The organism is Xanthomonas sp. 60 (assembly GCF_011761925.1).
The window spans coordinates 840156-857218 of the sequence record NZ_JAASQW010000001.1 but is presented as its reverse complement, the minus strand read 5'-3'; the positions used below and the strand labels follow the sequence as shown (position 1 = coordinate 857218).

Annotated in this window: 14 protein-coding genes; 6 read left to right on the top strand and 8 right to left on the bottom strand. The window is 69.1% G+C overall.

Features of this window, described 5'->3' with window-relative positions; genetic code table 11:
* The first annotated feature begins 463 nt into the window (after positions 1 to 463).
* Positions 464 to 1642, top strand: a complete 1179-nt coding sequence (locus tag FHY09_RS03865) for a benzoate/H(+) symporter BenE family transporter (RefSeq protein WP_166924278.1) — start codon at positions 464 to 466, stop codon at positions 1640 to 1642.
* Positions 1643 to 1672: 30 nt separating this feature from the next.
* Here FHY09_RS03865 and FHY09_RS03860 read toward each other — a convergent pair whose 3' ends face one another.
* The 4 genes from FHY09_RS03860 to FHY09_RS03845 form a co-directional block, all read right to left on the bottom strand.
* Positions 1673 to 3868, bottom strand: a complete 2196-nt coding sequence (locus tag FHY09_RS03860; protein WP_166924276.1) for a lytic murein transglycosylase — start codon at positions 3866 to 3868, stop codon at positions 1673 to 1675.
* Between the two features lie 83 nt (positions 3869 to 3951).
* Positions 3952 to 4926: an L-histidine N(alpha)-methyltransferase gene (egtD, locus tag FHY09_RS03855; RefSeq protein ID WP_166924274.1), complete on the bottom strand. Its 975-nt coding sequence runs from the start codon at positions 4924 to 4926 to the stop codon at positions 3952 to 3954.
* Positions 4923 to 6212, bottom strand: a complete 1290-nt coding sequence (egtB, locus tag FHY09_RS03850) for an ergothioneine biosynthesis protein EgtB (protein ID WP_166924272.1) — start codon at positions 6210 to 6212, stop codon at positions 4923 to 4925. The genes egtD and egtB overlap by 4 nt, the downstream gene beginning before the upstream one ends.
* A 151-nt stretch (positions 6213 to 6363) precedes the next feature.
* Positions 6364 to 6756 carry a YchJ family metal-binding protein gene (locus FHY09_RS03845; protein ID WP_166924270.1) on the bottom strand — a complete coding sequence of 131 codons (393 nt, stop codon included), beginning with the start codon at positions 6754 to 6756 and terminating at the stop codon, positions 6364 to 6366.
* 59 nt (positions 6757 to 6815) lie between these two features.
* Between FHY09_RS03845 and FHY09_RS03840 the strand changes: the two genes are divergently transcribed.
* Entirely contained in the window at positions 6816 to 7598 is a 783-nt protein-coding gene (locus tag FHY09_RS03840; protein ID WP_166924268.1) for a TSUP family transporter, read from the top strand.
* 24 nt (positions 7599 to 7622) lie between these two features.
* Here the strand turns inward: FHY09_RS03840 and FHY09_RS03835 are convergent, their stop codons facing one another.
* The 4 genes from FHY09_RS03835 to folE form a co-directional block, all read right to left on the bottom strand.
* Positions 7623 to 10976, bottom strand: a complete 3354-nt coding sequence (locus FHY09_RS03835) for an SbcC/MukB-like Walker B domain-containing protein (RefSeq protein ID WP_166924266.1) — start codon at positions 10974 to 10976, stop codon at positions 7623 to 7625.
* A 15-nt stretch (positions 10977 to 10991) separates the two neighbouring features.
* Positions 10992 to 11693, bottom strand: a complete 702-nt coding sequence (locus tag FHY09_RS03830) for a DUF4194 domain-containing protein (RefSeq protein WP_166924264.1) — start codon at positions 11691 to 11693, stop codon at positions 10992 to 10994.
* Positions 11680 to 13149, bottom strand: a complete 1470-nt coding sequence (locus tag FHY09_RS03825) for a DUF3375 domain-containing protein (RefSeq protein WP_166924262.1) — start codon at positions 13147 to 13149, stop codon at positions 11680 to 11682. Before FHY09_RS03825 ends, FHY09_RS03830 begins: the two co-directional genes overlap by 14 nt.
* A gap of 95 nt (positions 13150 to 13244) precedes the next feature.
* Positions 13245 to 13856 (bottom strand): GTP cyclohydrolase I FolE, encoded by a 612-nt coding sequence (gene folE / locus FHY09_RS03820; RefSeq protein ID WP_166924261.1) that lies wholly within the window; start codon positions 13854 to 13856, stop codon positions 13245 to 13247.
* 142 nt (positions 13857 to 13998) lie between these two features.
* Here folE and FHY09_RS03815 point away from each other — a divergent pair, with 142 nt between their 5' ends.
* The 4 genes from FHY09_RS03815 (at position 13999) to FHY09_RS03800 (ending at position 17063) form a co-directional block, all read left to right on the top strand.
* Positions 13999 to 14454, top strand: a complete 456-nt coding sequence (locus FHY09_RS03815) for a MarR family transcriptional regulator (RefSeq protein WP_166924260.1) — start codon at positions 13999 to 14001, stop codon at positions 14452 to 14454.
* 61 nt (positions 14455 to 14515) lie between these two features.
* Positions 14516 to 14725 (top strand): DUF1656 domain-containing protein, encoded by a 210-nt coding sequence (locus FHY09_RS03810; RefSeq protein ID WP_166924259.1) that lies wholly within the window; start codon positions 14516 to 14518, stop codon positions 14723 to 14725.
* Positions 14722 to 15612 carry an HlyD family secretion protein gene (locus FHY09_RS03805; RefSeq protein WP_166924258.1) on the top strand — a complete coding sequence of 297 codons (891 nt, stop codon included), beginning with the start codon at positions 14722 to 14724 and terminating at the stop codon, positions 15610 to 15612. The genes FHY09_RS03810 and FHY09_RS03805 overlap by 4 nt, the downstream gene beginning before the upstream one ends.
* Positions 15609 to 17063, top strand: coding sequence for an efflux transporter outer membrane subunit (locus FHY09_RS03800; RefSeq protein WP_166924257.1), 1455 nt, complete (start codon positions 15609 to 15611; stop codon positions 17061 to 17063). The genes FHY09_RS03805 and FHY09_RS03800 overlap by 4 nt, the downstream gene beginning before the upstream one ends.

Below are 17063 nucleotides of genomic sequence, written 5' to 3'. Positions count from 1 at the left end.
TCAGCGCCGTTCCCGTGTGCTGCGAAGTTTCCTTCGTAGCGAGCCGCCCATTATAGCCGGCTTTTCCGCTTCGTCAACACCTTTTTTCAAGGCCGGTTCGCCGGAGCGAAGCGTTGTTGACTCTGCTGCTCCGACGTCCGGCCCGAAGGCGTTTCGTCGTTGCGAGCCGCCTATTATGCCGGACTTTTCGAGTCCGTCAACACCTTCGTTCGATCAGATCGTCCGGCGGTGGTGGCGTGCTGTTTCCGCGTCTCTTTCCGTGGAAAGCGTTGCGTTGCAGCGAGGGAGCGAATTGTAGAGATCCCGCAGGATTCGTCAACCGTTTTTTTCATTTCGATGACATCGCATGTGGCATGTGCCCCCGTGTCCTGCCGGTGCACGTCCCGCCGGCCCGTGCGCGCGTTGCGCGCACGGGCCGGCAACGGGTATCACTGACGGCTGTCTGATGGAGTGGGATGCCGCAATGCATGCAATGGCCCGCCGCCCGTGGTGGCGCGATGTCTCCGCGCCTGCCGTGATGGCCGGTTTCATTACCGTGCTGGTCGGCTTCGCAAGTTCGGCGGTGATCGTGTTCCAGGCCGCACAGGCCGTCGGCGCAGGCCAGGACGAGATCGCATCGTGGATCTGGGCCCTGGGCCTGGGCATGGGGGTGACCTGCATCGGCTTGTCACTGCGTTACCGCGTCCCGGTCGTCACCGCATGGTCCACCCCGGGCGCGGCGATGCTGGTGGTGGGTGCCGGCGGCGCGGACCTTCCCGAGGCCACGGGCGCGTTCCTGCTTGCGGCGGTGATGGCTGCCCTGTCCGGTTTCTCGGGCGTGTTCGCCCGCCTCATGCAGCGGGTTCCCATCGCGCTGGCCGCCGGGATGCTGGCAGGCGTGCTGCTGCGCTTCGGCCTGGACGTGTTCGTCTCGATGACGACGCAACGGGTCATGGCCCTGGCGATGTTCGCCACCTGGCTGCTGGGGCGCAGGATGTTCCCCCGCTATGCGGTCATCGCCACGCTCGCTGTGGGCATTGCCATCGCCGCTGTGCAGGGTGACCTGCACCTGCAGTCCGTGCATCTGCAGCTGGCCCTGCCGGTGTGGACGACGCCATCGCTGTCCTGGTCGTCCGTGGCCGGCATCGCCCTGCCCCTGTTCGTGGTCACCATGGCCTCGCAGAACATCCCGGGCGTGGCGGTCATGCGGGCCTCGGGATTCGAGGCGCCGGTTTCCCCGGTGATCGGCTGGATCGGCGTGGTCAATGCGGTGCTGGCGCCCTTTGGCGCCTTTGCCTTGAATCTGGCGGCGATCACGGCGGCCATCTGCATGAGTCCGGACGCCCACGAGGATCCGGCGCGGCGCTACACCGCCGCGGTCGCGGCCGGCGGCTTCTATGTCATTGTCGGCGTGCTCGGCGCGACAGTGGCCGCGCTGCTGGCCGCCTTTCCGAAGGAACTCATCGCCTGTGTTGCCGGCATCGCCCTGTTCGGCACCATCGCCAACAGTCTGGCCAGTGCGCTGGCCGTGGAGCGGGATCGTGAGGCGGCGCTGGTGACGTTCCTGGTGACGGCCTCCGGGCTGTCGCTGGGTGGAATCGGCCCGGCGTTCTGGGGCCTGGTGGCCGGTGGGGTGTGCCTGGTGGTGCTGCGCCCGCGCTGAGGTGCTGGCATCACCCGGCGGCGGACGCCCTCAGAGCGTGTGCACCGACAGCCTCTGGCCAAGCACGTGCTGCCCGCCCGGCGCCACGGTGATCACGTCCGGCCCGGCATTGGCCGCTTCCAGGCACACATAGTCGCGCCAGCCATCGCCCACATCGGCCATGTTCGCGGCTGCCACGGCGCCCGGATTCCATGCCACCAGTGAGCGGCTGCCTTCGGTGCGCAGCTCGATGCGGCGTCTGAGCACGGGGTCATGCAGCACGTAGCGGCCGCCGGCCTGGGTGTAGATGCGGTCGCTGCGCCCGGGATCGCGCGGGTCTCGCAGGTTCCACGGCCCCTGCTGCGCACGCGGCTGTGCGTAGTTCTCGTACTTGTCCATATAGTGCAGCCCGTCCACGCCCTCCACATCGACACGGGTGGCATCGCCCACGCGGAAATAATTGTGCAGGGCCTGGGTGAGCGTGGCCGGCGTACGGCCGGTGTTGGTGGTGATGAGTTCCTGGTGCAGCGTCGTACCGACCACCACGACCATCTTCAACTGCAGGGACAGGTCCTCCAGCGGAGCGGGGGCGAGGGTCAGTTCGATGCTGCCGTCGTCGCGGCGGCGCGCGTCCTGCAGCTGCCAGGGCAGCGTGCGCACGAAGCCATGGGCGGGCACGTCGTTGCCCTGCCCCTGGCGTCCGAAGTAGGGCCAGCACACCGGGCTGCCACCGCGGATGGGCGTGGGCAGCGCGGCACGCCGGGGCGACAGCCACATGACGTCCTCGCCGCCCTTGGGCACGAAGGACAGCAGCTGTCCGCCGAACACGCTGATGGCTGCGGTGGCCTGCGGCGTTTCCACCAGCCAGGCATCCAGCCCCTGGAACTGCCCGGTGGTGAGACCCTTGATCGACTGCATGCGTGGCGTGCTCCGGATGGCCGGCGACTGCGCCAGCGCGGTGTGGTTGGAAGGCAGGGTGAACTGCGTGACAGCCGGCAGGGGCGGCACGGCCGGTGCGGCCGGGGCCTCGTTCTGCAGGGCCTGCAGGATGCGCCGGCCGGCGCGGCCATCCTGGGTGCTCCAGCCGAGGCGGCGCTGCTCGGCCTGGATGGCACGCCGGCTGGCAGTGCCGATCATGCCATCCACCGCGCCGATGTCATGGCCACGGGCCACCAGCAGTTCCTGCAGCTGGCGGCGCTCGCGGCGTCCCAGCCCCGGATCGTCGGTCGGCCATGCCGTGCGCAGGCCGGGGCCGGCGCGCAGGCGGTCGGCCAGCGTGGCGATGGCCAGCGCATAGCTCTCGGCGGCGTTGTAACTGTAGATCGCGTCGTAGTTGCGGAAGACCAGCAGGGCCGGCCCCTCGCGTCCTGCGGGCAGCAGCAGGGCCGCGCGTGCGTCGGCGGGCAGCCCGGCCGGTGCGAGCGCGCCGCCTTCCACCGGGGCCACGCCGAGAGCGCGCCACTCGGCCAGCGGCTTGCGCTGTGTGCGTCCGGCAAGGGCGGCGTTGAAGCCGGGCGGCACCGTCACTTCGATGCCCCACGGCTCGCCGGTGCGCCAGCCGGCGCGTTTGAGGTAATTGGCCGTGGATGCCAGTGCATCGGGGATGCTGGCCACCAGATCACGGCGCCCATCGCCATCGCCATCCACGGCGATGCGGGCGTACGTGCTGGGCATGAACTGGGTATGCCCGAAGGCACCGGCCCATGAACCGGTCAGGCCTTCGGCGCGAAGGTCACCGCGATCGATCAGCTTCATCAGCGCGAGCAGTTCGCTGCGGAAGAAGGGCTGGCGGCGACCCGCGCAGGAGAGCGTGGCCAGCGACTGCAGCAGCGGGCGCTTGCCGAACACCCGGCCATAATCGCTCTCCACGCCCCACACCGCCACGATGGTGGCGGTGTCCACGCCGTACTGCGCGGACACACGCTGCAGCAGGTCGCGGTGCTGGGTGAGCATGGCCCGTCCATCGTCCACGCGCTGCTCATCCACCAGCGCGGCGAGGTAGTCCCAGATGGGCGTGGTGAACTCGGGCTGCGAATCGAGCAGTGGCAGTACGCTCGGATCCGGAACCAGGCCGGTGGTGAGGCGCTGGAAACCTTCGGCGCTGATGCCCTGTGCGGTGGCCTGCGGCTGCAGGGCGGCGATGCACGCGGCGAAGGCCGGGTCCGGCGCAGGTCCGGCCTGCTGTGCAGCGCTGTGGCCGGCCGCCAGGGTGAGGGCCAGGACGGTGAACAGGTGGCGGGCGTGCATGCTTCCTCCGTGCGAACGATGCGCCATGCAGCGCGGCGCGCCCATCGGCACGCCCATCTTAAGGGCTGTGCGGTATGCGCGGTTCAGGCCGGGCGCAGCAGCCGCAGCCCGAATGCCGGATCGGCTGCATTCCAGCGCGCGTCCACGGCCAGGCCGGCGCGTGCGACGAGGTGCTCGAAGCTGGCATCGGTGTATTTGTGGCTGTATTCCACGCGGATCGGTTCACCTTCCTCGAAGTGGAAGCGGCGGCCATCCAGATGGACGTCCTGGCCACGCAGGCTGACCAGATCGGTCTCGATGCGCAGCTGATCGGTGTTGTAGCGTGCGCGGTGCTCGAACCCCTGCAGGTCGAAATCACTGCCGATCTCGCGGTTGAGGCGCTCGAGCAGGTTCAGGGTGAAGGCGGCCGTGACCCCTTGGGCATCGTTGTATGCCGCTTCGATGAGCGCGGCATCCTTGTGCAGATCGATGCCGATCAGCGCGCGTCCCGCTTCGCCCATGGTCTGGCGCATCGCCTTCAACAGCTGCACCGCGTCCTCTTCGGTGAAATTGCCCAGCGTGGAGCCGGGGAAGAACACCAGCCGACCGGTCGCCGGACGTGCCGGGGTGGGCAACTGCACGGGCCGGGTGAAGTCCGCGCAGACCGGCAGCATCTCCACGTCCGGCAGCGCAGGCGCGAGGTGGTCGATGCTGCTCAACAGGGCCGCACGCGAGATTTCGATCGGCGTGTAGGCCACCGGATCCTGCAGGGCGGCCAGCAGCAGCGCGGTCTTGCGGCCACTGCCGCTGCCCAGTTCCACCACGTGCAGCCCCGGACCCACGGTACGGGCGATGTCCGGCAGGCAATGCTGCAGCAGGGCCAGTTCGGTACGCGTGGGGTAGTACTCGGGCGTGCGGGTGATCTGCTCGAACAGACGCGATCCCTTGGCATCGTAGAAATACTTGGAGGGCAGCTGGCGCGGGGCAGCGGACAGGCCCGCCATGGCATCAGCGAGTACCTGCTCGGGGGTGGGGGTCAGATCGGTCAGCGCCTCAAGCGCGTCCTGGACGGTACTCATTGCTCATCCCTGGCGAGGCGCAGGCCGGCGAACTGCCAGCGTGCAGCGGGGTCGAAGAAGTTGCGGTAGCTGGCGCGCACGTGGCCGCGCGGGGTCGCGCAGGAGCCGCCGCGAAGGATCCACTGTCCGCACATGAACTTGCCGTTGTATTCGCCGAGATCGCCCTCGAAGGTGCGGAACCCCGGGTAGGCGCCGTAGGCACTGCTGGTCCATTCCCAGACATCGCCGAACAGCTGCCGCAGCCCGCTGCCGGTGGCGGCGCTCGGATGCAGGCGGTCATCATCGGCGAAGTTGCCGGCTTCGGGTGAGCGGCCTGCGGCGGCCGCTTCCCATTCGAACTCGGTGGGCAGGCGCGCACCTGCCCAGCGTGCATACGCATCGGCCTCGTAGTAACTGAGGTGGGAGACCGGTGCCTGCAGATCCAGGGGCTGCCAACCGCCGAGGGTGTACTCGCGCTGCAGCGCGTCATCCCAGTAAAGCGGGTGCTCCCACGCTTCGGCTTCGCGCCGGGCCCAGCCTTCGCTCATCCACCAGCGCACGTGCCGGTACCCGCCCGCTTCGATGAAACGGCGGAAATCGGCGTTGCTCACGGGGCGATCGGCCAGCGCATGCGCAGGTACCAGCACGCGGTGCCGCGGCGATTCATTGTCATAGGCGAACAGGTCGCTGGCCGGCCACGGCGCGGCGCCGATCTCCACGATCTGTTCCGGCGAGCGGTGCCACTGCACGGCGGCGGCGCCTTCGGCAATCTCCCGCAGGTCGCGTCGGAGATCCTCACGGTAGGCCGGCTGCAGCGGATTGCACCACAGGGCGTGCTTGATGTCGGTCAGCAGCAGCTCCTGGTGCTGCTGTTCGTGCTGCAGGCCCAGGCGCAGATGCGGCAGCGCGGTGGCCGGCAGGTCGCCGGCGCGCAGCAGGGCCAGGACCTGCGTATCGACGTCGTGGCGGTAGTCGTGCACCTCGGCGAGGCTGGGCCGCGAAAGCACGCCACGCCGGGCCCGCGCGTGCGCCGGACCGATGCCCTGGTAATAGCTGTTGAACAGGTAGTCCCACTGCGGATGGCGGCTGCGGTAACCCGGCACGGAGGCCAGCACCATGCGTTCGAAGAACCACGTGGTGTGCGCCAGATGCCATTTGGTGGGACTGGCGTCAGGCATGCTCTGCACCATCGCATCTTCCGCGCTGAGCGGCGCGGCGAGCTGCAGGGAGCGCGTCCGGACGTGGTCGAAATGATGCTGCAGGTCATCCACGGGCGCGTGGACGGCAGCGGCGATTGCACTGTTCATCCGGGAAGGATGGTGGAGCGCAGGTGAGCATTACGTCATCGCCGCGCTGCTGTTTACAGCGCTCGCGCATTCATCCGGAACGGGCTGGTGGCGGGCGCTGCAGCAGGGGTGCAGGGTGTTACAGGTGCAGCGTCCCACGTTCGCTGGCCCCTCAGAGGGCGTCGAGGTAGAACCAGCGGCCCTCGATGCGGCGGAAGCGGCTGTGCTCGGTCATTTTCACCGCGCTGCCGCCACCGATCCGGTAGCGCGCGGTGAAACGGACCTGCGCGCTGTCTTCGGCGTCACGCAGGTGCTCGTGCACGGTCAGGCCGAGCCACTGCGTGCGCTGGCCGGGCGCCTCCTCCAGGCTGAGGGCGGCCGGACGCGTGTCGGGGTGCCAGGTGGCTTCCAGATAGGTGGCCAGGCCTCGGACGTAGGCACTGTAACGCGAGCGCATCAGGCGTTCGGCATCCGGGGCGGCGGCACCGGCGTGCAGTGCCCCGCAACACTGGGCATACGCAAGGGGCAGACCGCACGGGCAGGGATCTTTCAGGCGGGGCGTCATGCCGCATTGTCGCCTGCGGGGGCGTATGCTGTCGCGCCCTGACCTGCAGATGGCCCGCCGTGCTGGATGTGATCCCTCCTGAACTGTGGTGGCTGGTGGTGATCGCCTTCATTGCCGGCCTGGTCGATGCGGCCGTCGGCGGTGGTGGACTGGTGCAGTTGCCGGGCCTGTTCACCGTGCTGCCGCAGCACACACCGGCGCTGCTGTTTGGCACCAACAAGTTCAGCTCGGCCTTCGGTACCGCCGCCGCCGCGTGGCGCTATGCGCGGAACGTGCGCTTTCCATGGCGCCCGGTGCTGTTCGCTGCCGGCACGGCGTTCGTGTTTTCGTTCGCTGGCGCCACGGCGGTCAGCCTGCTGCCGAAAGACGCGGTGCGGCCCCTGGTGCTGGTGCTGCTGGTAGCCATGCTGGGCTATACGCTGTGGAAGAAGGATTTCGGGGCACTGCACCGGCCGCAGGACATCGGCCGCCGTGAGCTGGGCATCGCCCTGCTCATCGGTGCGGCGATCGGCTTCTACGACGGCTTCTTCGGGCCGGGCACGGGCAGCTTCCTGATCTTCCTGTTCGTGCGCTTCTTCGGGCTGGATTTCCTGCGCGCCTCAGCCGCGTCGAAGGTGGTCAACCTGGCGACCAACGTGGCCGCACTGTCGTTCTTCGCGCCGACCGGCAACATCCTGTGGCTGTTCGCGGTGCCCATGGCGGCAGCCAACATCCTCGGTTCGGTGGTGGGCACGCGGCTGGCGCTGCGCGGCGGCACTCCCTTCATCCGCAAGCTGTTCGTGGGCCTGGTCGTGGTGCTGATCGCACGGATGGCGTGGGACACCTTCAGCGCCGGGAGCTGATGGGGCCGCCGCCAGCGCCCCGTGTCATGCCTGCCGGGTGCGCTCGGGCAGTTTCAGGCGCTTGCCCTCTTCGTCGTACTCGATCAGCAGCACGCCCGAGTCGTGGCGGCCACTGATCTCCACGAAACAGGCACCGCCGATGAACGGCTCCAGCGTCATCACCGACTTGAGCGGGGTCGCCACCACCATCTGGAAACCGAAGTTGTCGAAGATGTTCATCGCCAGCGCGGTGAACTCGTTGTCGGCCTTGTCGAAGGCTTCGTCGAGGACCACGGCGGCATAGCTGGGCAGCTGCCCATCGGCGCCGCCCAGCTGGTAGCGCAGCGCTGCGGCCAGGCAGGTGGTGGCGAGCTTCTGCCGCTGGCCACCGGATTTGCCGGCGCCACTGCGGTAGATCTCGACCTGCTGGCGCGTGGCCGCATCCAGCTCGACGCCGATGAACTCCACATGGGTGCGCACGTCCAGCACCAGCTCGCGCCAGCGCTTGTCATCGCCTTCCTGTGACCCCAGCCGGGTCACCAGCTGCCGCAGCACGGCGAACTGCGCCTCGGCCAGCTCGCGCTGTTCGGTCTGCTGCTGCGAGAGCACATCGCGCAGCTGCTGGTGGAACTCCAGCACCTCCGGCAGGCGGCGGTCGCTGAGCTCGATGGTGAGCAGCGTGCCACGGTTGAAAGGCACCTGTTCCAGGCTGGCGTTGACCTCATCCAGGCGCTGGCCGATGGACTTGCGTGCTTCGGCGCTATGGCGCTGCAGGGCCAGCAGGTTGTTCTTGCTCTGGTTCTGCAGGAGATCGAAAAAGCGCTCTTCGTGCTGCGGCAGGCCATCGCGTTCCAGGCGCTCCAGGCGTGCGAGGAAATCATCGGCCGAGGCCACCGAGACGGTGAAATCACCGGACTCTTCCGGCCAGGCCTGCATGAAGCGGCGGAAGCAGCCGACCAGCTGGTTCTCGATGCGATTGACGTCCTGCTGCGAGGACGACAGGCGTTCGTTGAGCGCGTTGCTGACCTGGCGCATGTGCGCTTCCAGCGTTTCCAGGGTCAGCGGACCCAGTGCCTCCAGCCGCTGCTGCAGGCCAGCCTCCTGGGTGGCGCCCAAGGCCGGCAGCACCAGGGCGCGGCTCTGCTGGCGCGCGCGGTCCAGGCGGTCGCGCTCCTTGACCAGCTGCCCGCGCTCGACGCGGGTGTCATCGTAGGTGCGGCGCGCCTGTTCGATATCCGCGCGGGCGGTGTCGATCTGGATCGCCAGCTTCTCCAGATCCGCGTTGCCCTCGCGCAGGTCACGCAGGCTGGCTTCGATGTCCGCCAGGCGCTGCAGCGGCGCGGCGACGTCGATCTCGTTCCAGCTGATGCCGGCCAGCTGGTGGCAGGCCAGGCGGCGGTCGTTGTCACGGTCGCGCTGCGCACGCAGGGCCGCAACGTCCTCATCGCAGGCGGCGATACGCGCGGCCAGTTCCTGCGCTTCCTTTTCGTACACCGCCAGCTTGTCGCGGTTGTTGAAGCCGAGCAGCCAGCGACGGCGGTCACCCACCGCGCTGCGATCATCCTTTTCGAAGCGATCGCCGGGGTGCTTGACCTGGCCTTCGCGGGTGATGCCACGATCAACGTTGCGCAGCTGCCGTGCATCCACGCATTCGTAGTCGAAGCGCTTGCCGAGTTCGCGGCGCAGCCAGCCTTCGAAGACGTGGTCGCGCAGTTCCAGCTTGTGCAGCAGCGAACGCGGCGAAGGTTCGCGGGCGAACGCTTCATCGTTGCGGCGCACGCGGTAGTAGGTGAAGCGCATGCCGAGGTGGGTGCGGTTCACCCAGTCGGCGACCTCGTTGTAATGCTTGTCATCGACCAGCAGCGACTGCGCGAAACCGAACAGCACGCGCTCGATCGCACCCTGCCAGCCGATGTCATCTTCGCGGACCTGGATCAGTTCGCCCACGAAGGGCAGCGCTGCTTCCGGCAGGCCGGTTTCTTCGACCAGCCGCGCGCGCAGTTTCTGCAGCGGCGCGGGGATGCTGGAGGTGTTGCGCTGCATGGCCTCCAGTTCGGCGCGGACGTCGCCGAAGCGGCGCTCGTCGTCGCGACGACCGCCGAGGCGCTCGCTGATCGCTTCATCCAGTGCCGAGGACGCGCGTTTGCGGTCCTGCAGCTCGATGGCCGCCTGCTCGACCAGCTCAGCGAACGCCTGCGCGGTCTCCGGCAGCGCCTGCTGCAGCTGCTGGGCAGCCTCGCGCGCCTGGTCCTGGCGGGCCTGGCGGCGGTCCCGCTCGGCTTCGGCGCGGCCCTGCTCGCGCTCCAGTTCCTCGATGCGCTCGCCGCCCTGTTGCCGACGCAGCAGTTCCAGCTCGCCCAGGCGCGCGGTGTGGTTGTCCAGCGCGGCGCGACGCTGCGCTTCCTCGCCCAGCAGGCCACGATCGCGGGTATCGAGCTCGCGCAGGCGCGCTTCGATCAGCTGCTGGCGCCGCGATTCCCGGAAGCTGTCGATGCCCAGCTTGAAGGTTTCGTCCTCGGCGCGGCGCAGGTTCATGGCTCGCAGTTCGGCGTGCAGCTCGCGGGCCGGCAGCAGGGTTTCCACCTGCCGCCGTGCGGTGACCACGGCCTGGTGCGCGCCATCGAGCTCGGCGAAGTCGTTGACCAGGCGCTCGGCGGCATCGAAGGTCTTCGGCGTGTCGAGCATGAAATCACGCAGGAAGACGTTCAGGTCGCCCAGGTTCTTCGCCGACTGGGTCTTGTGCAGCAGCCGCAGGGCCATCTCGTTCTCGATGCCGAGCAGATGACGGAAGCGCTCGGCATAGCCGGCGAAGCTGTCGAAATGGTGCACATCGGCGAGCTTCTGCTTCAGCCGGCGCAGGTCCAGGTCGAAGCCGCCGAGGTCCTTGGCGATGTCGAACGGACGCTCGGCCACCATGTAATGCTTGCGCACGTCGCCTGCGGTGGCGCCGTTGCCGGCGATCCAGAACAGGCGCACCAGGCTGACCACGCGGCCATCGCCACTGCGGTATTCCAGCACCAGGGCAGTCCAGGTGGCACCCTTGCGCAGGTACTGCGTGGCGATCTCACCGGTGCCGCGGTCCTGCTGGTCGGCCCAGGCACCGCGCACGTAGGAGACCAGGTTGCGGTCGCGTCCGCTGCGTTCGGCTTCGCGCGCGGCGGCGTTGAAATCCACGATGGCCGGCGGCACCAGCACGGCGGACATGGCGTCGAGCAGGGTGGACTTGCCCGAGCCGGAGCGCCCGACGAACAGGAAGCCGCGCTCGGCGATCGGCACTTCGGTCAGGCCGTTGAACGTGCCCCAGTTGTGCACCTGCAGCCGGCGCATGCGGAACTGCTGCAGGCGCGGTTCGGGCAGGCCTTCGTGGAACAGGGCGGGGGTATGCTTGGAGAGGGCCATGGCGTGCTTCTTCGATCAGGCGTCGGCGGCAGGGGTTTCGCGCAGCTGGCGGTACACCGCCGACAGCGCGGCGACGTCCTCTGCGGAGAACAGCAGCTTGAGCGCCGGGGAGACTTCGTGGCGGTCGTCCTGTCCCGCCAGGCGGGTCAGGATGTGGTTTTCCTTCATCTTCTGCACGGCACTGGCCACGCGGCGGTTGAAACCGGCGCGGTCGGTGGACAGGTTCTTCTCGTACACCGCCAGCGCTTCGGCCATTTCCGCATCCGCTACCACGGCGCGGTTGCCGCGCGCATCGGCTTCACCCAGCTGCTGGCGCAGGTACAGCAGCAGCACCGAGTCGATGAAGGTCAGCGGCGAGGTGCGCAGCAGTACCGGCGCCTCCAGGTCTTCGGTGTCGGCCTGCCGGGTGAAGGCCACGCCGCTCTCGCGGTCCAGCACCAGTTCAAGGAACAGATCGGCCAGCGATGAACGGATCGCCGCCTCACTGCGCAGCAGCGCGGGCCACAGTCTGGCGTGGCGCTGCTGGTCGATGCTCGGGCCGATCAGCAGCTGGCACAGCGCGCGGCGCGCATCGGCCGGCAGGCGTCCGGTGTCGCCCAGGTACAGCACGTCGTTGCCCCGGCGTGGCAGCGGGGTGACCATGACCGGCTCGTCCTCGTGCAGCGCTTCGGCGTCGACCGGGCGCGAGGGCTCGATCGGATCTTCATTCCAGCTCATGGCGTTTCTCCTGGGTGAACCAGACCAGCGGGATGCGGGCGCGCCGCCACTGACCGTCACCGCCGCGCCAGTGGGCGAGCTCGTGCTCGCCTTCGACGACGGTGCCGAAGCGGGTGCCCAGCGACAGGTAACCGATCACACTGCCCAAACCCTGCGGCGCTTCGCGCTGCGACAGGGCCTGGGCGATGCTCAACGTGGGCTGCGTGCCCAGCAGGTCATGGAGATCACGGCGCAGGGTGCGGAAATCGATCTCCGAGGAGGCGACCAGGTCACCCACGCTTTCCAGGCTGATCGCGGCGGCCTCGTTGCGCAGCACGCTGCCATCGATCTGCGCGCTGCGCGGATCATGCAGTTTCCACTGCGACCAGGAGCGCAGGCGGCTGGTGGTCAGCTGAAGGTCGCGGCCGATGCCGCGCTGCGCCGGGAAATCATCGCGCAGCGCCAGTGCTTCGCCCTGGGCCTGCTTGAGCAGCTGGTTGAGCCGGCGCTGTTCGAGGTAGCCGCGGCTCTGCACGAAGCCCCGCAGGCTGCGCGCGAAGTGCTGCAGCACGTCGTGCACCTGGCCGCCGCGCTCCAGCATGGTGCTGGTGAAACCGCGCAGGAAGGCGCGCTCGTTGCGGTCCAGCCGCCGGGCGAAGCCGCGGGCAAGCACCGTCTCCAGCGCGGCATCCAGCTGCGCGCTCTGTTCGGCATCGTTGAGCAGGCGCCAGAAGGCCTGGAAACTGCGCCCGGCGTCGCTTTCGCCGATCACGTCCACGCCTTCGAACAACTTGGACAGCACGTCGCCGCGCTCGCCTTCGTCGTCGATGATGCGTTCGCGGAACTCGCGGTTGAGCCGCTCGAAGTCATCGCGCACGCGACGGAAATCCTCGGTCAGCTCGTCGGCCAGGCCGATGATCTGGCGGGCACGCTCCAGCGCGCGCTTGCCGTCGAGCGCGGCGACGCGGCCCTCACCGACGCGGGCGATCTCCGCATCGATGCGGTCGCGCTCATCGCGCAGCGCCGACAGCCGCGCGTCCGGGTCGCCCTCGGTCTGCGCGGCCAGCTGCGAGAGCTGGTTGATGACCAGTGCCAGGCGGCTTTCGGTGGCGGCCACGCGGCTCTGTTCCAGGCTGTCGGCGAACCGGATGGCCTGCAGCGCCTGCGTGGACAGTTCGTACTGCTCCTGGTCGGCGCCTTCGGGCAACCGCCGCTCCAGCCAGCCCTGCGCCAGCCAATGCGCGACATAGGCCTGCGCGGTGCGCGGCAGTTCGCGGGAGAGATCTGCGCCGTTGAGCTGGTCCAGCGCGCGCTGCAGCCGCTCGTGCAGCACCGGCGCCTGCAGGGTGCGCTCGCCGTCCATCAGCAGGCTCTGCAGCAGGCCGATGATTTCCGGTGCATGGTCGGCCGCGAGCAGCTTCCATTGCGGTTGCTCGCGCAGGTGGCGGTAACGGGTGATGCGTTCGCGGTGCTTCATTCAGCAGGACAATCCGGGTAAGGCGCGGCGGGCCGGCGAAGGGACACGCAGCGACGGGCCGGCCCCGTGGGCCGGCCGCCGCTGCGGGGACGCGCTCAGCGCTTGCCGCCGACTTCGATGAAGCGCAGGAACTCGGCACGGGTGCGGGCATCTTCGCGGAAGCTGCCCAGCATCTTCGAGGTCACCATGCTCACGCCGCGCTTGTGGATGCCGCGGGTGGTCATGCACTCGTGGGCCCCCTCCACCACCACCCCCACGCCGATCGGCTGCAGCACATCCTGGATGCACTGCGCGATCTGCGCGGTCAGCTTCTCCTGCACCTGGAAGCGACGCGCGTAGGCTTCCACCACACGGGCCAGCTTGCTGATGCCCACCACCTTGCCGGCCGGCAGGTAGCCGATGTGCACGCGACCGATGATCGGCGCCATGTGGTGTTCGCAGTGGCTTTCGTACTCGATGTCGCGCAGCACGATCAATTCGTCGTAGCCGGCGACCTCTTCGAAGGTGCGCTCCATGTACGCGCGCGGATCATCGCCGTAGCCGCTGAACCAGTCGCCGTAGGCTTCAGCCACGCGGCGCGGGGTGTCGAGCAGGCCCTCACGGCCCGGATCTTCACCGGCCCAGCGCAGCAGCGTGCGCACCGCCTCTTCGGCCTGTGCCTGGGTGACATCGCCGTGCGGCGCCTTGGTGTTGTTGTCGTTGCTCATTGCAGACCGCATCCCGGAGGGGGCGAGCATGGTAGCCGACCGGACGGTGGGCCGTCCTGCCGGGCCCCCAACAGGGCCGTCCGGCGACGGGATGACGCGGGGGTATTGATAGGAGAATAATTAGTAGTATCCTATCTATCTCATGACCCACCCCCACGACGAACGTACGCGGCTGCAGATGCAGCTCAGCTCCGGCCTGCTGCACTCGGGCCGGCAGTGGCAGCGGCTGGCCGACGCCACGCTCGGCAGCTACGGCATCTCCACGGCCTGCACCATGCCGCTGTTGATGATCGGGCGGGCCGGCGGCGGCATCCGCCAGGTCACGCTGGCGCAGCAGATCGGGCTGGAGGGGCCTTCGCTGGTGCGGCTGCTGGACAAGCTGGCCGCCAGCGGACTGGTCCGCCGCGAGAGCGATGCCAGTGACCGCCGCGCGAACCTGCTGTGGCTGACCGAGGCGGGCCAAGCGCTGGCCGGCACGCTGGAGGCGCAGCTGATCGCCCTTCGCCAGGAGGTGTTTGGCGCGCTCTCGCTGGATGAGCTGCGTGCGGTGCTCAAGGCGTGGGACCTGCTGGCCAAGGCCGCCGACCGCATCACCTGACGGCGGTTACCGCCCGCGCGGTGCCTTCTTCTCTCCCCTGTTCCGGAATCCGACTGCTGCGATGCCTGGTGAATTCTCCGTCCACGGCGTGTTCGTCCCCACCCTGCTGGGATTGATGCTGCTCGCCTATGCCATCAACAGCGGCCTGCGCGTGGTGCTGCTGCGCATCGGCGCCTACCGGCGGGTGTGGCACCCCGCCCTCTTCAATGTCGCCCTGTACGGCATCGTGCTCGGCGGCCTGTTCCACCTTCTGCGCTGGATGTACTCGTGAAAAAGCTCCTCAGAAACGCCCTGCCGCCACTACTGACCCTGCTTGCGGTGGCCGCCGCCCTGCTCGCCCTGCGGCAGCTCTGGGTGCATTACATGGATGCCCCCTGGACCCGCGATGCGCATGTCGGCGCCGATGTGGTGCAGGTGGCGCCGGACGTCTCCGGGCTGGTGGAGTCGGTTGCGGTGAGTGACAACCAGGCGGTGGAGAAAGGCGCATTGCTGTTCGTGGTGGACCGCGCGCGCTACCGCATCGCGCTGGAGCAGGCACAGGCCGCGCTGGCCGAGCGTGCCGCCGCATTGACCCAGCTGCGCCGCGAGGTCGCGCGCGACCGCAGCCTGCAGGACCTGGTCGCCGGCGAGGACGCCGAAGTGCGCCGGGCGCATCTGCAGGCCGCGCAGGCGGCCCTTGCGTCGGCGCAGGCGGCGATGGACCTGGCCCGGCTCAACCTGCAGCGCACCGAAGTGCGCGCCCCGACCGCAGGGCGCATCAACGACCGCACGCTGCGGGCCGGTGACTACGTGAGCGCGGGGAGACCGGTGCTGGCGGTGCTGGATGCCGGCTCATTCCGCGTGGACGGGTACTTCGAAGAGACGCGCCTGCGCGGGGTCGCGCCCGGGCAGCCGGTGGACATCCGCCTGATGGGCGAGGACGTGGCCCTGCGCGGCCACGTGGAGAGTATCGCCGCCGGCATCGAAGACCGTTACCGCACCGAGGGCCGCAACCTGCTGCCCAACGTCACCCCGGCGTTCGACTGGGTGCGCCTGGCGCAGCGCATTCCGGTGCGCATCCACATCGATGAGGTACCGGCGGGCGTGCAGTTGATCGCCGGGCGGACCGCGACGGTGACAGTGAGGAAGGACGAGGTGTCCGGGCGGGGCAGGCCATGAGCTTCACCCTGCCCCGCACCGGACTGCTGCTGGCGCTGGCGGCGCTGACCGCCTGCCGTACGGTCGGCCCGGATTACGCGCTGCCGCCGGACGCGGTCATCAACCGCAGCGACGCCGGCGCGGCCTTCCTGCCCACGGGCAGTGACCAGCTTGCCCCCGACGCTGCGCTGCCGGCCCGCTGGTGGTCGCTCTACGAAGACCCCACCCTGGACGCTCTGGTGCAGCGCGCGCTGCACGACAACGCAGAGCTGAAAGCCGCCCAGGCGCACCTGCGCCGCGCCGCGGCGGTGTACGAACAGGCGCTGGACGCCGGCGGCTTCGATGCCGAGGCCGAGGCCGGCGTGACGCGCGCGCAGCTTTCAGCCGAGTCGTTCCTGCTGGACCATGCGCTGCCGCCGATCACGCTGGGTGATGGCCGTTTCGCAGTGAGCTACCAGTTCGACCTGGCCGGCAAGCTCAAGCGGGGCGCCGAAGCGGCGCGCGCGGATGAACAGTCGGTAGCGGCCGCGCGCGATCTGGCGCGGATCACCGTGGTCGCCGAAGTGGTCGGCAGCTATCTGGAGATCTGCCACGCCAACCATGAGATCGAGGTGGCCACGCAGTCGCTGCAGCTGCAGCAGCGCGGCCGCGACATCACGCGGCGGCTGATCGCTGCCGGGCGTGGGACGGCCCCGGAGCAGGCGCGTGCGAATGCCCAGGTCGCGCTGCTGGAGGCCGCGCTGCCCCCACTGCAGGCCAAGCGTTCGGCCGCGGCGTATTCACTGGCTGCCCTGCTCGGGCAGACGCCGGGCCAGGTGCCTGAAGGCGTGATGTCCTGCGCGCATGCCCCGGCCCTTGCGCAGCCGCTGCCGGTGGGCGATGGCCGCGCCCTGCTCGCCCGGCGTCCCGACGTGCGGCAAGCCGAGCGCCGGCTGGCGGCCGCGACCGCACGCATCGGCGTGGCCACCGCCGAGCTGTACCCGGATATCCGCTTCGGCGCTTCGGTGGGTGCGGCGGGGCTGCTGGAGGACGTCGGCAATGCGCTTACCCGGCAATGGTCATTTGGTCCGCTCCTTTCATGGACCCTGCCGTCCTCCGGTACCCGCGCGCGCATCCGCGCCACCGAAGCCGGGGCGGATGAAGCACTGGCCGCGTTCGATCACACGGTGCTGCAGGCGCTGCGCGAAACCCAGACCGCGCTGGACCGCTATGCACAGGACCTGCGCCGCCTGCAGGCCCTGCAGACCGCGCAGGAGCAGGCAGCGCTGGCGGCCGCGCAGAACCGGCGGCTCTACCAGGGCGGTCGCACGCCGTACCTTTCCAGCCTGGACGCCGACCGCAGCCTCGCAAGCGCCGAGGCCACCCTGGCGCAGGCGCAGGCGCAGGTCTCGCGCGACCAGGTGCACCTGTTCCTCGCGCTGGGCGGCGGCTGGGATGCCGTTGCGGCCGTGTCTGCAGCCGCGGCAAGGTAA